We start from the raw sequence: 15,533 nt of genomic DNA on the forward strand, positions 1-15,533 counted from the left end.
AGGGACCTCGGAAGCCACCAAAAGCCGCATCTCGGTCGGCGACTTGTACAAATCACTGATCCACCGGCGGGAATCCCCCGGAAAAGGCGTGCGGCCTCCCCCCGGCGGTCGCCGGTGGTGGAGCATGGACCTACGCACAGCGACGAGGGGGTCCAGGTCTCATGGCGGAAGCGGTACCGGTGCGCTGCCCGGCGTGCCTGCGCGAGAACGGCTACACCGCCCCGGTCTTCCCCTGCGCCTGCGGAAGCCCGGTCCACCCCCCGCTGGACCTGGCGGCGCCGCCGGTTCCACTCACCCACCGGACCTGGTCGGACACCTGGGTGACGGTGCGCTGCACGACGTGCGGGCGGGAGAGCGAGTGGCCGCATCCCGAGCTGGGCTGCGGCTCGTGCGGGACGGTGGTCCTGATTCCGGTGCACCCGCTGGAGGGGACGGGGAGCCCGGCGGGTCCGGCGGGTCCGGCGGACCCGCCTCAGACGGCCGCCCGGCCGGATCCGGGCGGTGCGGGGCGCGGCCCCGCAGGCGGGCCGGCAGGCGGCCCGGCGGGCGGATCCACGGGCGGGCGCCCGGCGCACATCCCGCCGCCGGCCGCACCGGTGCCGCGGCCCGCGTTCCGGCCGGTGACCATCCGTACGGCCCGCGACGCCGTGGCCACGGCCGCGCTGTACCTGCGCTGGCTCGGCTTCCGGGACGTACGGCAGCCCGACGGGCGCCCGATCCCGGCGGCGACCGTGGACCTGCGGGCTCCGGGCCTGGTCGCCCAGGTGGACCCGACCACGGCGCCGGCCGGGCTGCGGGCGGTGGAGTGCGTCTGGCTGAACGGGCTCACGGCCTCCGCGACCAGCGTCTACTTCGCGCTCGCGGGGTACACGCAGGACGCGCGGGCCCGCGCCGACGATCTCGGGATACCACTCTTCGTCATGGACCTGACGGGCATGCCACAGCCGGTCAACGACCCGGCGGACGCGCTGGTCGGCCCGGACGCATAGGCTCGGGCGGGTAGGTCCGGGCGGGTGCCGGTGGTGCCGGTGGTGCCGGTGAGCCCGGCGTGATCGGCAAGCTACCCCCTAAGCTCGTAGGCATTGCCTACTTCTCGCCCAGGAGAGCCCGATGAGCCTGTACGACATCCCGCTGACCACGCTGTCCGACGAGCCCACCAGCCTCGCCGCCCACAAGGGCAAGGCGATCCTCCTGGTGAACACCGCCTCGCAGTGCGGGCTCACCCCGCAGTACTCGGGACTGGCCCGCCTGCACTTCAAGTACGAGGAGAAGGGCTTCACCGTCATCGGCGTGCCCTGCAACCAGTTCGGTGAGCAGGAGCCCGGCAACGCCGAGGACATCCAGACCTTCTGCGCGGCCGGTTTCGGCGTGACCTTCCCGATCCTGGAGAAGTCCGAGGTCAACGGCGAGAACCGGCACCCCCTCTACGCGGAGCTGGTGAAGACCCCGGACGCGGACGGCGAGGCCGGGGACATCCAGTGGAACTTCGAGAAGTTCCTGATCTCCCCCGCCGGCGAGGTCGTGGCCCGCTTCCGCCCGCGCACCGAGCCGGAGGCCCCCGAGGTCATCGCCGCGATCGAGGCGCACCTGCCCGCGTAGTACTCCCCGTACGTACGCCCGCACGGGCTGCCGCGCGCGCCGCGCAGCAGCCCGTAGGCGCTGCGCTCAGTCCAGGTCGGCCTCGTGGTACTCCCCCGCCGACCCGGCCGCGGTGAGCTCCCGCAGTTCCACCCGGCGGATCTTGCCGGACACGGTCTTCGGGAGCTCGGCGAACTCGATGCGGCGGATCCGCTTGTACGGGGACAGCACCGCGCGGGAGTGCTCGAACAGCACCCGGGCCGTCTCCGGCCCCGGCTCCCAGCCGCCCGCGAGAGTGACGTACGCCTTCGGGACCGCCAGCCGCAGCGCGTCCGGAGCCGGGACGACGGCGGCCTCGGCCACCGCCTCGTGCTCCAGCAGGGCGCTCTCCAGCTCGAACGGGCTGATCTTGTAGTCCGAGGCCTTGAACACGTCGTCGGAGCGCCCGACGTAGGTGAGGTACCCGTCGGCGTCGCGCGCGGCGATGTCACCGGTGCGGTAGAGCCCGTCCGCCATGGCCTCGGCCGTGCGCTGCGGATCGTCGCGGTAGCCGGTCGTCACCCCGGCGGGCCGGGTGCGCAGGTCCACGCAGAGCTCGCCCTCGTCGGGGGACTCCTTGCCGGTGACCGGGTCCAGCAGGACGATCTCGTAGCCGGGTGCCGGCCGGCCCATGGAACCGGGCTTGACGGGCACCCCGGGGAAGTTTCCGACCTGGAGGGTGGTCTCGGTCTGACCGAAGCCGTCGCGGACGGTGATGCCCCAGGCCGCGCGGACCCGCTCGATGACCTCCGGGTTGAGCGGCTCCCCGGCGGCGACGGCCTCGCGCGGGGGCCTGGCCAGCTTGGTGAGGTCGGACTGGATCAGCATCCGCCACACGGTGGGCGGGGCGCAGAAGGTGGTCACGCCGTGCCGGTCCATCTCGGCCATCAGCCGCTCGGCGTCGAAGCGGGTGTAGTTGTGGACGAAGACGGTCGCGCCGGCGTTCCAGGGGGCGAAGAGGTTGGACCAGGCGTGCTTGGCCCAGCCGGGCGAGGCGATGTTGAGGTGCACGTCGCCGGGGCGCAGCCCGAGCCAGTACATGGTGGAGAGGTGCCCGATGGGATACGAGGCGTGCGTGTGCTCGACGAGCTTGGGGCGGTCGGTGGTACCGGAGGTGAAGTACAGCATGAGCGGGTCGCTGGCGAGGGTCTCGCCGTCCGGCGTGAAATCGCCGTCGGCGGCCGCCATGTCCGCCAGCCGCAGCCAGCCGTCGGGAACCTGCTCCCCGGCGGCGATCCGGGTGTAGTCGCCCGGCACCTCGTCGAACTTGGCCGTGTCGAGGGCGCGCGCGATGACGTGGCGCACCTGGCCGCGTCCGACCCGGTCGCGCAGGTCGGCCGGGCCGAGCAGCGGGGTGGCGGGGATGACGACGGCGCGCAGTTTCATCGCGCCGAGCATCACCTCCCACAGCTCGCGCTGGTTGCCGAGCATGACCAGGATCCGGTCGCCGGGCGCGACGCCCTGCCCGCGGAGCCAGTTCGCGGCAGCGCCCGAGCGTACGGCGAGCTCCGCGAAGGTGATGCCCCGGCTGGTGCCGTCCTCCTCGACGATGCGCAGGGCGTCGGCGTCGTTCCCGGCGGCGATGTGGTCGAACCAGTCCAGAGCCCAGTTGAAGCGGTGGGGGCGGGGCCAGGTGAACCCGGCGCGGGCGGCCTCGTAGTCGCCGCGGCGTTCCAGCAGGAAGTCCCGGGCGGCCAGGAACCGGGCGGTGGCGTCGTCCTGCGTACTCTCGGTCGTCATGACGGGCATCGTGCCGCCTTCGGTGTACGGACCACCAGTGCGGCGTCAGCCGTGAGTTGACCGCCCGGGACGGTCCGGGACGGGTCCGGACGGTCCGGGACGGTCCGGGACCGCCCCGGACCGTCCCGGACCGTCCGGGGGACGCACGTCAGGGTTTGATCGCCCCGAACCGCACCGCCGCACCACCACCCCCACCGGCCTCCCCCTCCCCCATCCCTTCCACCATCAGCTCCCCCTCGGCGACGATCTCCTCCTTCGCCGCCTTCGGGACCGGGCCGAACAGCTCGACGGTGAGCGCCCGCCCGTCCAGCTTCCACAGTCCGGCGAGGAACCCGTCCAGCAGCAGGGTGCAGTGGGCCTGGTTCCCCGTCCATGTACGCCCCTTGATCTCGGGGGCGACCACGCGGGTGCGGTCGGCGTGCGAGAGCAGCAGATTGTCGAACTCCGGCAGGAAGCGCGGCGGCGCCGGGGTGTCCACGTCGGGGCGCGGGGCGTCGGGAAGGTCGAAGAGCTCCACGCCGTTCTCGTCCTGGAAGACGAGGAGACCCGGGCGCAGCCGCTCGAAGGCCTCGCGCAGCCGGGTCAGTCCGGCCCAGGTCTGCATGTCCTTGACGGAGGCCGGCCCGAAGGCGGCGAGGTAGCGCAGCACGACCTCGTCCACGGGCTGCGCCGCGCCGGCGGGCTTCCCGAGCCAGCTCTCGACGGTGGTGAGCCGGACCTGACCGCTGCGCCCCCACACCCCACGAGGGGTGACCTGGACCAGCGGCAGCCGGCAGCGGGCGGCGACGGACAGGGACTGCGGGTCGGCGTCGGGCCATTCCTGGAGCAGTTCCTCGCGGATCTCGCCCATGGTGCGCGGCTCGCTCTCGACGAAGGCGCGGGCGCGCTTCGCGAGCCGGTCCAGATCCACCCCCGTGAGCCCCTTGCGGAAGTAGTTGACCTCGCGGTCGCGGGCGGGCTGGACGAGGGGCCTCAGGGTCAGGGCGTCCTGGGCGGTGTGCGTGTGGATCGTGGACCGCATGGTGACCATCCGGACGGCATCGCGGGATTCCATGAGCCCGGCCAGCTCCGCGGGCCGGAAGCCAGCCAGCCGGGCGTGCAGCTGGAAGTAGGGCGGCTTCACGTTCTGCGCCTGCAGCCCGAGCAGGTGCGCGACGGCGTCCCCCGCGGACATCTCGGCGCGGCTCAGCAGCAACTGGCGGGCGAGCGTGGCACGGTTCAGAGCGCGGGTACCGAGTACGGGGTGTGTCGTCCTGGAAGCCATGGCAGCAAACTAACCCCCCTTGCGGACAGCTTTCGTCCGCAACCCCGAACGGAAGCGGTCCGGAGCGGGCCGGAAGTCCCCTGCCCGACATCGGTCGCCCCTTTGTCCGCTATATCCTGCCCCTTGCCCGTAAACACACGTTCGACCGGGAGCTGACCTGCGATGTCGGAGCGCCCAGACCGCCGCCCGCCGCAGCCCGCCGCGAAGCGCACGGGTTGGCGACGCCCCGCCGCCCCGGCCGCCCCCGCCCCTCCGGCGGGACCGCCGACCAGCCCGCAGCCCGCACCGGAGGCCCCCGCTCCGCCGAACCACCGCAGCGTGATCGACTCGGCTGTCTACCGCGACGGCCGCCGGATCGCCTCCCCCGCCACCCTCGCCGAGACCTTCCGGCAGCTGCGCGAGGAGCCCGACGGGATGGCCTGGATCGGCCTTCACCGTCCGACGGAGCCCGAACTCCACTCCCTGGCTGCCGAGTTCAACCTCCACGAACTCGCCGTCGAGGACGCCCTGGAGGCCCACCAGCGCCCCAAGCTGGAGCGCTACGGCGACACCCTCTTCGTCGTCCTGCGCGCCGCCCGCTACCTCGACGCCCAGGAGGAGGTCGACTTCGCCGAGCTCCACATCTTCGTCGGCCCGGACTTCCTGATCACGGTCCGCCACGGCGGCGCCCCGGACCTCTCCGCCGTCCGCCGCCGGATGGAGGGCAACCCGGAACTCCTCTCCCTCGGCCCGGAGGCGGCCCTGTACGCCATCCTCGACGCAGTGGTCGACGGCTACGCCCCGGTCGTCGAGGGCGTCCAGACCGACATCGACGAGATCGAGACGGAGGTCTTCCGCGGCGACCCGGCGGTCTCCCGCCGCATCTACGAACTCTCCCGTGAGATGGTCGAGTTCCAGCGCGCCACCCGCCCCCTGGTGGGCATGCTCCACGGCCTGATGGCGGGCTTCGCGAAGTACGGCACGGACGAGGAGCTCCAGCGCTACCTCCGCGACGTGGCGGACCACGTGACACACACGAGCGAACGCGTCGACGGCTTCCGCCAGGCCCTCACGGACATCCTCACGGTCAACGCCACCCTGGTCTCCCAACAACAGAACGCCGAAATGCGCGCCCTGGCCGAGGCGGGCTTCGAACAGAACGAGGAAATCAAGAAGATCTCCGCCTGGGCCGCCATCCTCTTCGCCCCCACGTTGGTGGGAACCATCTACGGCATGAACTTCGACGCCATGCCGGAGCTCCACTGGGCAGCGGGCTACCCCTTCGCCATTCTCCTGATGGCAGCGGTATGCGTCAGCCTGTACGTCATCTTCAAGAAGCGCGACTGGCTGTAGACGGCGAGCAAGAGTCTCTGGTTGAGTTCGCTACAGTGAACGCCTCCGAGGAGCCAATCCGGGGCCCTGGGGAGAATCTGGGGAGAATGCGCGGCGCCAGGGAGCGAGCCGCGCCCCTCCCACCTGCCGCTCCACGCGTTCCGTGCGCTTCAGGTTGAGTCGGACAGCCGCCGTTGACCGTCACCGAGAGTGCCGGCGAACACAACGCCAGCGCTTCCCTGGGAGCTGCCGAACGGCCCGCAGAACATCCACCACACCGGCGTGCCCTGGACCATCTCCATCGGCTCCTGCGAGTGTCGAGTCACCAGTGGCAATTCGGATCCCGTCGCCCCTGGGCAGCGCGAAAACAAGCGATCGTTGAGGAAGCTCCTCAGCGACCGTCTCGGAGACTTCGTGCCGGTAAGCCATACGGCTGTCCAACGGGCCTGCAACGCTTCTCGGATGACCCGCAAGAGCAGGGGGCATAGCAGGCGGGTCCAGCCCCCTGTGCCCGTGCAGCAAAGCGAACCGAACAACGGACCTGGCGAGGCCTTGTGGGTGTCGACGCGTACGGGAGCACGCGCCGGCCGCGGGTTCCACTGTCAAGACGCTGTGGGGGCTTGGCTCTGCGGCCGCGTTCTGTCCGGCGCCCTCTACTCCGATCGCATCGTCCCGGAGGGTCTGGAAAACCTCTCGTGTGATGGACCGACACCCTGGCACGTCCAGGTGAAGTCCCGCCAGGAACGGATCGGCGACTTCACCGCACCCGAGGTTGCCGAGCACCTTGTCGCCATGGCCCTGGCACACGCGAAGCGTGTACAGGCTCGACCGGAGGGTCGCCCCCTTCTTGTCCTGGAGCGGCCGGTTGAAGGGGAATGGTTCACCCAGTGGGGCGACCCCTTGAGTGACCTACCGCGAGGCCGCCGGTTGCTACAGGCATTCACCGCGAAGGCCGCGAAGACCGGCCTGACCAAAGATAAAATCGACGCATGGTGCAATGCCGCCAGTCTCTACGTCTTGCCATGGCGTGCCGCCGCCTACGACACCCTTACCGCTCTAGCCCATCGGCTCGGGCTGCTGCCGGTAGCTGCGGAGGCAGTCGTGCTGGCCCTGCGCAGCGCCGTCGCAAGACGGGCCGATGCCAACGCTGAGACGACCCTGTCGGGAGCGGCAGGACTAAGTCGAACGAACATTGCAGGGATTGCGACCGAGGTCGCGCAACCCATCGACCGTGCATCGCTGGAGGAGGCACTGGCCACGGGCCTCTGCGAGCCTGTCGACTTCGACCGGCCGCTCCAGGCCGCCGGCTTCCACGAAGGCGTCAACGTGCGGCCCGGCCACATCACTGCCGGGCTTCCGGCCCCCAGGCCTGTCCTGACCGGGCGGGTGGCGGATGCGATCCAACGGGGTCAGAGTGTCCTCGTGACCGGCCCGTCGGGCATCGGCAAGTCCGCCGTGAGGTGGACGGCTGCCTACGTGACCAGACACGTGCTCTGGTACCGCATCAGGCGGCTCCAGGCGGACGACGCCGTCCCGCTCGTAAGGCTGGCGAGGGCGTTGCAACCCTCGACTCGCTCTCCGGTCGGATTCGTGGTGGACGGCATCGGTATCGGAGCGGCCGAGGCATGGGATATCCCCTACCGCGAGCTCGCCCCGATCCCCGGTGTCCTGCTCCTGGGCTCGGTCCGGAGCGAACACCTTCTGCCCCTCCGAAGCCGGGTCGACTGTACCCAGATCGAGGTCACCCTCGATGAGGAGGTCGCCGAGCAGATCCACGCCGGGTTGTCGGCCACCGGCACCACGGCTGCCGCGCATTGGCGGGAAGCGTACGACGCGGCAAACGGCCTGACCCTGGAATTCACGCATCTACTCACCTGCGGACGCAGGCTCTCGGATGTCCTGTCAGAGCAGGTCGAGCGGCGCGTGGCCGAAGGGCGGCAGACAGAGATCGAGATCCTGGCCAGGATCTCGATCGCCCATCAGTGGGGCGCCGACCTGTCCGTACGGGCACTTCAGCAACAGCTGAGCCTTGGAGACACGGACCTTCGCACGGCGTTGTCCCGCCTGGCCGATGAGCATCTCGTCCACGAACGACGGGGACTCCTGTCCGGGCTGCACCGGCTGCGCTCGGCGCATCTGGCCGACGCCGTGCACGCGATTCCGCCGCCGATCTTGGACGAGACCGTACTCGCGGTGATGCGCATGCTGGCAGACTCACAGCTTCAGCCGTTCATCGCCGGTGTCCTCACCGAACACCCCGCGCTGGATCCCGTCGTACTGGACCAGATCGTGGTCGAACTCGGCCGGCGCCCCTCCGTAAAGGCGACCACCGGCGTTCTGCAGGCTCTTCGGCTGGTCGACGTCAACCGCACTGCGGCCGACTGGCTCCGGACCCTCGACCGACACCGGATCCCACCCGCGTTGCGCCGCACCAGCCTTCAGTTCGCGCTCGTGGACGGGGACCTGCTGCCGCAGCTCAAACCCGAGATCGCCGCGGCCATCACCGAGATCCGAGCGGCGGATACATCCGGTTCGCCGCTGCGCGACGCGCTGGTGGAACGGCTCGGCAAGGTAGCGATCTGCCTCCTTCTGTCCTAGTGCGAGGAGCCGGTCGAATCCCAGCGGTTGCTCGCCGTCCTTGCCGGGACTGGTCTGGATCTCGCGGGTGGGCCGACGGTGCTCGCCGATTCGCCATTCGGCCAGCTACTCGCCAGCGCACCGGTCGATCTCCTGGGCGACATCCTCTCCACAGCCCGGACCGCATCGGTGCCCCTGGCCGAAGAGCTCTTGCAACTCGCAGGCGGGGAGGAGCGTGTGCTGGGCACCCTCGTGGCCCGTTCACCGTGGGTCACGAGGCGTCCATCGTCGATCGCGAAGGCAGCCGGGTCGTATACGCCCGTCTGCTCCACGCGTCGGACCAGGCACGACCGAACGCCGAACAGGAGGTCAGGGAGCTCGGGCGGATGCTGCTGCGCTGCCTTCCACAGTGCGAGAGTGTCGACATCCAGAAATCTGCTACCCGGTGGGCTGCCCCTGACCATTGGTGACTTCACCAGCGGGGTCAGCCTTCTGAAGCGGCAATACGACAGATCACCCGCCGCGGTGGCGTGGACTCGCACCCGCACACTGATCGGCACAACGGTGGCTGCCCATACCGACTGGACCACCCGAGCCGCGACCGCAGCCTCCTCGCTCCCCGTGCTCCACCAATACCTGACGGATCTGGCCCAAGCCTGGTGCGTCGGTCATGGTCGGCCCAAAGATGCCGAAGGCCTACACACGACGCAGGCAGCGCTCCAGGACTGGGCCGCGTCACTGACGCTCCCCGTCGGTGACGACGTTCCAGGAGGCGGAAGCGACCACCTGAAACACCTGGTGAACGGGATCGCCGAGAACCTCACGCGAAGGCTCGCCGACCCCAACGGGTACGCAGCGCTCGCCAGCACAGCTACGTCGGCGACAGCCTGCCAAGCCTCGCCATGCAGGTGCGGGATGAGGAGCGCTGGCACCTCATCGGCCAGGATCCTCCGGACGTCCTCGATCACCTCGTAAGGAATCTCGCCGACTTGCATGCCGTTCTGGCCGAACTCGCCGGGGGCACCCTCGGACCCAAGAAGCTCACGGCCGCGGCGCGATCAGGACCCTCCGCGCAGGCACTCACTCGGGCAGCAGACCTTGCCCGCCGAGCCGCCGCACGAGCAGATGCCCTGCCCCTGAAACTCCAGTCCACCGCCAGGGCCGCAGGGATCCGCGTCAGCGTGTACACCAGACCCGTCTCAGACCCGGACTCAACGGAGTGGCCTGCCGCGAAACTTGCGGTGGGTGTGGAGCTCGCCGAACTCACTCAGTGGCCGACGGCAGTGGAACAGCTGTGCTCGCTGCTGAAGCACGATCCCGGCTCCCCGGGCAGCCGTAGGGCCGTCCTGCTCGTTCCCTTTGTAGACGGCAAGCCAGTCAGGCTCATGGCGCAACAGCTTCAGACGACCCTATGGCCGGGAACCGGTCTCTTCGACGCTTGGAGCACCGAGCTTCCTGAAGGGCACCCGACCCCGCTCACCGACGCTGCCATCGGCGCCCACGAGGCCCTCCAGTGCCTCTCCGTGCTGGCTCACCTCGCGACGCTCAGGGACACAGACGCGAGGCACCAGAACACCGCCGACGAGGCGGTGGCGCACTTCCAGCAGGCAGGCAGGCAGGCCGGGTGATCACGGGACTCCACCAGGAGGATCCGGTCATCGCTGTGATCCTCGACTTCCTCGACACCCTCGCTCGCCGGGTGGAGAGCGAGATAGCCGAGGGCCCAGCCATCCGGGACTCTGGCGTGGCGAACCCCGCTAGTGCCATCGCCCAAGGAGCGACTGATCATCCAACAGAGGACTACCTGCAGTTGGACGGCATGACGGCCATCACCCTGCAATGGGACCTCGACCCTGACCATGCGGCGCGTCTCCTCGCTGTGACCGACTGTTGAAGGCATCGGCGGGTCGAGGTGGTTCGTCACGCTTCGGTGAGACCGGTAGTGCTCTGGTGGGACGAGACGAGGCCCTCAGGTACGTACTCGGGCACCGTGCCGAGCAGTGCGTCGATGGCCGCGCGACCCTTGCCGCCGACCTCGGGCATGAAGTGGGCATAGTGGTCCAGGGTGATGGTCGGACTTGAGTGACCGAGCCACCGGGCGAGCGTGACGACGGACTCGCCCGCTTCGAGGAGGACCGAGGCGTAAGTGTGCCGGAGCACGTGGAAGCCGTCCTTGCGCGAAGCCTTCCACCGCGCACCTTTCTCCCGTACGGGAATGACTCCGGCCGCGGCGAGGGCCGGCTTCCAGGCCTCGTCGTTGAAGATGTTGGCACGGATGGCGTTGCCGTACGACGTCGTGAGGACGAGCGGGAAGCTCTGCTTCTCCCGGTCGGGCTCCGGTCCGCCCCAGGGGAGCTCGACGTCGACCGCAGCCTCGGTCAGGGAATTCACCGCTACCCCTCCTGGCTGGAGCTCGGCGATGCCGCGTTCTCGACGCAATGATCGACTCTTCGGGCTCGACATACGCAGTCGAGTTCGCTCAGGCTCCGGACTGGGCAGGGAGTCGGTCATCGGAAGTACTCGATGGCACTGGACAGACCAGTCACCGCGACCGGAACGAGACGGTCATGCGCCTGCCAGTCGGCTGACGCGATGACTTCCTCATACGCATCGAAAGGCCGGCCTTCCACGGCAATGCGGTGCACTCCATTGGGCTGATAGCCGAACTTCCGCGAGACGCCTCGGGAGGAAGCATTGTCCGCGAAGGCAGTGGAGGTGACCCGGGATGCGTCGAGGCCGTCGAATGCGAGGGCCAGAGCTGCGGCACGCATCTGGGTGCCGTAGCCCTGGCCCTGGAAGCGGCGGCCGAGCCAGAAGCCCGTGCGGGCCTCGCCTGTCGTGGCGAAGTCGCGGGCGGAGAGGTTCTGCTGGCCGATGACCTGGCCTTCGTGGAAGACGGCCAGGAGAAGGCGCCAGTTGTCGCGGCTCCAGTCGCCTCGCGCCCACCAATGGTTCTGTACGACGTTCCTGGCGCGCTCAGCCGGCGGGGCGGAGGCCCAGGGCTGCGGGAAGAACACGGCGCCGTCGGGCACGACGCCTTCCGCGGCGACCTGGGCGAGCTCGTCGAGCTCCGCGTTCGAGGGAAGACGTAGAACGAGGTCGGGGGTGGAGAGTTCCAGTTCGGTGATGGGCCAGTGGCGCATGGGCAGGCTCCGGTGTCAAGGCCCGTCGAGTCCGAAGATCGTGCCGAACGGATCGACGAGCTGGCAGATGCGTCGGCCGGGTTCCACGTCGAGGGGACCTCGGTGGTGGATGCAGCCGGCGTCCAGGAGGCGCTTGCGTTCGGTGTTGAGGTCTTCGACGGGCCAGTACGGGACGGTGCTTCCACCGTGGGGGTTGGCCTTGGGGGACGCCTGGTGGAAACCGAACTCGAGTCCGTCGAGGTCCAGCCAGGCGTAGACGGCGGTGCCGTTGATGTCGAGCTTGACCTCGGATACGAAGATGTCGCCCCACCAACGGGCGGCGGCTTCGGGGTCGTCGACGAAGACCATGATGGTGCGGATACCGCGCAGCACTTGGGGTTCTCCTATGCGTCGGGAAGTTGGCACGGTACCGCTGTGTCGGTCACTCGTGGGCGCCGTGCAGGGAACGCAGGCTGGTGGCGGAGGCGAACGCCGTGAGGGCGCATACGAGGCTGTGGTCGTTCCACTGCGCGCCGAGTTCGTTGACGTGGTGCAGGTAGGCGTGGCGCACCCAGCGGGGCGCCAGCTTGGGCTCATCTCCTGCGATGAAGGCAAGCGTGATGAGGTCGGCCAGCCCCGTGATGTCGGGGCGGAGGGTTTCGGCGTCGATGAGGGCCAGGCACCCGTCGTCGCGGCGGCGTACGTGTTCCGGTTTGAGGTCGAGGTGTCCGAGGGGCACGTGGTCGGAGCCATGGGCATCGCTGACGAGCTGGAGGAGTCGGCGCCAGTCGTCGGCATGGCTGATCCATTGCGGCGCTGGTGCGCTGACGGCGGCGCCAGTTCGCCACCTTGCCATGGCCTCGCCGACCACCGGATACCAGCGGGCGGAGGCCGTGTGGATCGTGGCGACCGCCCGAATCAGCTCGTCGAACGCGTCTGTACTGGTGAGGGTGACGGCCTGGCCGACGTAGTCGACGAGCAAGGTGCGGGAGGTGTCGCAGACGCGGTGCAGGTCCGGCAGGACGCGCTCGCCGGCCAGCAGTTCGTACGCGAGGACTTCGCCTTGGTAGGCGCCTTCGTCCGCGTGCCGCTTGAGGATCCGGCGGGGTGGTGTCCCGAGGGCGAAGACTGCGGTGCGGTAGCGGGCGGTGAGGCAGTACACCGGGCCCGGCTCGCCTGCGTGGTGCCGGTCGAGGATGGCGTGGGCCTCGCGCTCGGCAGCGGCCCGGTCGGTGCTGAGCGGGGTGGCCAGCCACCCGTCGGGCCGTGTGCGGGCGGCACCGTCCAGCGGCCCGACGGGGGCCGTGGTCATACCGAGGTCTCCTGGTGGACGCCGAGCGCGGCAAGGCTGTGGGCGTAGCAGCGGGCGGCGAGATCGGGCCGCTGGTGCTCGCCGTAGATCGCGAAGAGGGCGTAGACCGGGGAATCGAGGTTCTCGCCGATGTGCCAGCCCTGGTACGAGCCGCCGACGACGTCCCAGATCTGGGCGCGGCCGAGAAAGACGGCGGCCAGGTCCTGGAAGTAGATCTCGATGCCGAAGGGGTAGGCGGCCATGGCCTCCTCTCGACTGGTCGTCTCCACCTTGTTCCACGTGGGTCCGGTGATATTCCACGCGTAGGTGTCGACGTCGCCGGGGCGGCCGGGCGGGTCGAGGAGGCGGAGTACGACGCGGTGGGCACCGAGGGGGCCGTGGAGGTAGTCGTGGATGCTGGTGGCCAGGGCGCCGGTGCGGGTGGCGATCAGCTCGCGGGCCAGGCGCGGCAGCTCCTCGGCCACCAGGCTCTCGGCGCTCTCCCATTCCTCCTTGTCCAGGGCCGGGGTGACCGGGGTCGGCTCAACGCGCTGGGGGGAGTCGAGGAAGAAAGCGAGCGCGGCGAGGGCGGTCTTCTCCAGCACGGGGTCGGGGGTGACCCAAGGGACGCGGGAAGTGGTGAGCGGACCGTCGCCGGCCGGGACGGTCAGGCGGTCACCGGGGCGGGGACCGTGTACGCGGAAGAGGTGCTGGAGCTCGTTTGCGGTGGCGGCCAGGGCCTGGTGATCGGCGTAGAGGAAGGGGCCGTGGGGGCTGCGCGGCGCGGTGAAGCCGTTGCCGCACAGGGCGACGTCGCGAACTCCGTCCAGGGGCTTGAGGTAATCGATGAGGAGGCCGTTGAGGATCTGGACGCCGGTGGTGCGGTTGCGGGGGCCGTCCATGCCGGGCAGCAGATTGTTGTCGGCGCCGAGCGCTCCGTACGGGACGGTCTGGGCATTGTTCGACACGACCGCGAGCCGCGGCGGCGCAAGAACGCCCTGGGCCAGCTGCTCGATGTAGAGGTCGGAGACGTCCGCGTCGACGCCGATGAAGACGTCGTTCCCGGTGGTGCCAGACAGGCGGACCAGGGGTTGGGAGACCCGCTTCTCCCAGAAGAGGGTACGGGCGCCGGCGGGGTAGAGGGTGATCTCGATGTCGCCGACGTTCAGCGGCTGGGTGTGGTCCAGGCGGTGAACGGTGAAGCCCAGGGACTCGATGGCGTCGGTGACGGCGGCCGGGGTGGTGGTGCCGGTGTAGATCGGCACGGTGCGGGCCAGGAGGTCGAGGGAGGGCAGGTGGAAGTGGTCCAGGTGCTCATGGCTGAGGATCACGGCGTTCGGGGTGGGCATGCCCTGGGTGTCCACGGTGCGGGGCGGCCAGATCGCGAACTCCAGGCTCCCTGCGCCGAAGGCGGTCGCGAGGATCGGGTCGAGGAGGACGGAGGAGAGGCCGTCGGTGATGTGCCAGGTCTGGTGGCCCAGGAAGGTCAGTTCCAGGCCGACGGGGGCGGCTGCCATGGGGAGCTCCTTTGCACGGTCGGGAAGGATTGCGGGGGTGGCGCGGAGGGAGACAGCGGACGTCCCCCTCCGCACCGATTCGCGGACCGGCAGGATCTACCGGTGGTAGGTGGTCGGGGAGTTGTTGGTGGTGCCCGTGGCGGCGAACGCCGTCACGCGCTGCTGCAGCCGGCGGACCGCCTCCGCGGTAACGGCCGTACTCGGGTTGGTCTGGGGCTTGGGTCGGTTCATGACGTGCCTCCATCACTTCGGTTTCTCGGCGGTGCGGACGCAGCCGCCGTTCCCCGCCGCCGCAAGCGGCGGGTGGTCAGTGCTCGGTAGCGGACAGGAGACAGCCGACGATGGCGCCGCAGAGGATCACGTAGTCGATCACGGCGATCCGCTGTCTCACTGCCTCGCCACCACGTTCAAGTCCTGCGGGATCCGGCCGGAGGCGGCAACGCCGCGCTTCCCGTGCACCTGGTGCTCGATCAGGAGTGCGCGGCAGACGCGGGCAAGAGCCCGCATGTGGATCCAGGCCCGAGCCGCCCCTCACCGGGCTGCCGCGCCAGCAGCCGCTCGGCATCCGTACGGGCCTGAGTACCTCCACCCGACTCGCCGAGCAGCAGTCGGACGTGGCCCGACAGCAGGGTCGTGGCCGCCCGTACCTCGCCACCCGGTATCCCATACGTGTCGGGCGTGAGGACACGGGCACACGGGGCACGAATGATGTCCGTCTGCACGCGGGCCTGCGGGGCGGGGGTAGTCGTCATCCCGAGTGCCCCGCAGCCGCCTCGCGCATCCCGATCGCCCGGTCCAGCTGTGCGTACAGAACCTCCAGCTGGGTGGGGTCGAGGATCAGGGTCGCGGTTTCGTTGGTGCCGTCAGAGCGGTGCAGCTCGATCGGCAGGGTTGCCTGGTGGTCGTCGTGGTGGTACGTGATGTCGCGCCGGACCGGAGTTGCGTGGGTGATCACGGAGGCTCTCCCGGGGCTGTCTGAGCGGGGGGCAGGGGTTCAGTCAACTCCGCCACCAGGGCCCCTAACAGGGCATTCCTGTAGGCACGTTGTAGGCACGAACTAGGCAGAATCCCGCTAGTATTCCGGGCGCCCGACT

At 69.7% G+C, this 15,533-nt stretch carries 14 protein-coding genes and 1 pseudogene; 6 read left to right on the top strand and 9 right to left on the bottom strand.

The features are described from left to right. Nucleotides 1–161: 161 nt before the first annotated feature. Nucleotides 162–989 carry a hypothetical protein gene (locus tag ACFY0D_RS16420; RefSeq protein WP_390798968.1) on the top strand — a complete coding sequence of 276 codons (828 nt, stop codon included), beginning with the start codon at nt 162–164 and terminating at the stop codon, nt 987–989. A gap of 121 nt (nt 990–1,110) precedes the next feature. Further along, nucleotides 1,111–1,599, top strand: coding sequence for a glutathione peroxidase (locus tag ACFY0D_RS16425; RefSeq protein WP_390798969.1), 489 nt, complete (start codon nt 1,111–1,113; stop codon nt 1,597–1,599). Between the two features lie 66 nt (nt 1,600–1,665). Here ACFY0D_RS16425 and ACFY0D_RS16430 read toward each other — a convergent pair whose 3' ends face one another. Next, a complete protein-coding gene (locus ACFY0D_RS16430; RefSeq protein ID WP_390798970.1) occupies nt 1,666–3,357 on the bottom strand; it encodes an AMP-binding protein in 1,692 nt (563 codons plus the stop codon). A 148-nt stretch (nt 3,358–3,505) separates the two neighbouring features. Then, nucleotides 3,506–4,621: a winged helix DNA-binding domain-containing protein gene (locus ACFY0D_RS16435; protein WP_390798971.1), complete on the bottom strand. Its 1,116-nt coding sequence runs from the start codon at nt 4,619–4,621 to the stop codon at nt 3,506–3,508. 162 nt (nt 4,622–4,783) lie between these two features. Between ACFY0D_RS16435 and ACFY0D_RS16440 the strand changes: the two genes are divergently transcribed. From ACFY0D_RS16440 to ACFY0D_RS16455, 4 genes are all read left to right on the top strand, one after another. Then, on the top strand, nt 4,784–5,953 hold the full coding sequence (locus tag ACFY0D_RS16440; RefSeq protein ID WP_390798972.1) for a magnesium and cobalt transport protein CorA: 1,170 nt from the start codon (nt 4,784–4,786) through the stop codon (nt 5,951–5,953). Between the two features lie 705 nt (nt 5,954–6,658). Beyond that, nucleotides 6,659–8,530 carry a hypothetical protein gene (locus tag ACFY0D_RS16445; protein ID WP_390798973.1) on the top strand — a complete coding sequence of 624 codons (1,872 nt, stop codon included), beginning with the start codon at nt 6,659–6,661 and terminating at the stop codon, nt 8,528–8,530. 887 nt (nt 8,531–9,417) lie between these two features. Beyond that, nucleotides 9,418–10,137: a hypothetical protein gene (locus ACFY0D_RS16450; RefSeq protein WP_390798974.1), complete on the top strand. Its 720-nt coding sequence runs from the start codon at nt 9,418–9,420 to the stop codon at nt 10,135–10,137. Further along, entirely contained in the window at nt 10,134–10,403 is a 270-nt protein-coding gene (locus ACFY0D_RS16455) for a hypothetical protein (RefSeq protein ID WP_390798975.1), read from the top strand. The genes ACFY0D_RS16450 and ACFY0D_RS16455 overlap by 4 nt, the downstream gene beginning before the upstream one ends. A gap of 26 nt (nt 10,404–10,429) precedes the next feature. Here ACFY0D_RS16455 and ACFY0D_RS16460 read toward each other — a convergent pair. From ACFY0D_RS16460 to ACFY0D_RS16490, 7 genes and pseudogenes are all read right to left on the bottom strand, one after another. Next, a pseudogene (locus ACFY0D_RS16460) lies at nt 10,430–10,876 on the bottom strand (tyrosine-type recombinase/integrase); the annotation flags it as partial. 140 nt (nt 10,877–11,016) lie between these two features. Next, a complete protein-coding gene (locus tag ACFY0D_RS16465) occupies nt 11,017–11,652 on the bottom strand; it encodes a GNAT family N-acetyltransferase (protein ID WP_390798976.1) in 636 nt (211 codons plus the stop codon). Between the two features lie 15 nt (nt 11,653–11,667). Continuing rightward, nucleotides 11,668–12,024, bottom strand: coding sequence for a VOC family protein (locus tag ACFY0D_RS16470; protein WP_390798977.1), 357 nt, complete (start codon nt 12,022–12,024; stop codon nt 11,668–11,670). 49 nt (nt 12,025–12,073) lie between these two features. Beyond that, the gene (locus tag ACFY0D_RS16475; RefSeq protein ID WP_390798978.1) at nt 12,074–12,943 is read right to left on the bottom strand and encodes a hypothetical protein; all 870 of its coding nucleotides are present in this window, start codon (nt 12,941–12,943) and stop codon (nt 12,074–12,076) included. Continuing rightward, a complete protein-coding gene (locus tag ACFY0D_RS16480; protein ID WP_390798979.1) occupies nt 12,940–14,439 on the bottom strand; it encodes an MBL fold metallo-hydrolase in 1,500 nt (499 codons plus the stop codon). Before ACFY0D_RS16480 ends, ACFY0D_RS16475 begins: the two co-directional genes overlap by 4 nt. A 96-nt stretch (nt 14,440–14,535) precedes the next feature. Continuing rightward, nucleotides 14,536–14,670 (bottom strand): hypothetical protein, encoded by a 135-nt coding sequence (locus ACFY0D_RS16485; RefSeq protein ID WP_390798980.1) that lies wholly within the window; start codon nt 14,668–14,670, stop codon nt 14,536–14,538. A 517-nt stretch (nt 14,671–15,187) separates the two neighbouring features. Then, the gene (locus ACFY0D_RS16490; protein ID WP_390798981.1) at nt 15,188–15,394 is read right to left on the bottom strand and encodes a hypothetical protein; all 207 of its coding nucleotides are present in this window, start codon (nt 15,392–15,394) and stop codon (nt 15,188–15,190) included. Nucleotides 15,395–15,533: the final 139 nt, after the last annotated feature.

It is taken from the genome of Streptomyces sp. NPDC001502 (assembly GCF_042894785.1).
In the GTDB taxonomy this organism is placed as follows: Bacteria; Actinomycetota; Actinomycetes; order Streptomycetales; family Streptomycetaceae; genus Streptomyces; species Streptomyces kutzneri.

Bases quoted from the DNA above. Each gene is read 5' to 3' on its own strand.
- ACFY0D_RS16440 (WP_390798972.1), top strand. From the start codon at position 4,784: ATGTCGGAGCGCCCAGACCGCCGCCCGCCGCAGCCCGCCGCGAAGCGC.
- ACFY0D_RS16420 (WP_390798968.1), top strand. From the start codon at position 162: ATGGCGGAAGCGGTACCGGTGCGCTGCCCGGCGTGCCTGCGCGAGAAC.
- ACFY0D_RS16435 (WP_390798971.1), bottom strand. From the start codon at position 4,621: ATGGCTTCCAGGACGACACACCCCGTACTCGGTACCCGCGCTCTGAAC.
- ACFY0D_RS16465 (WP_390798976.1), bottom strand. From the start codon at position 11,652: ATGCGCCACTGGCCCATCACCGAACTGGAACTCTCCACCCCCGACCTC.
- ACFY0D_RS16485 (WP_390798980.1), bottom strand. From the start codon at position 14,670: ATGAACCGACCCAAGCCCCAGACCAACCCGAGTACGGCCGTTACCGCG.
- ACFY0D_RS16480 (WP_390798979.1), bottom strand. From the start codon at position 14,439: ATGGCAGCCGCCCCCGTCGGCCTGGAACTGACCTTCCTGGGCCACCAG.
- ACFY0D_RS16430 (WP_390798970.1), bottom strand. From the start codon at position 3,357: ATGACGACCGAGAGTACGCAGGACGACGCCACCGCCCGGTTCCTGGCC.
- ACFY0D_RS16475 (WP_390798978.1), bottom strand. From the start codon at position 12,943: ATGACCACGGCCCCCGTCGGGCCGCTGGACGGTGCCGCCCGCACACGG.
- ACFY0D_RS16425 (WP_390798969.1), top strand. From the start codon at position 1,111: ATGAGCCTGTACGACATCCCGCTGACCACGCTGTCCGACGAGCCCACC.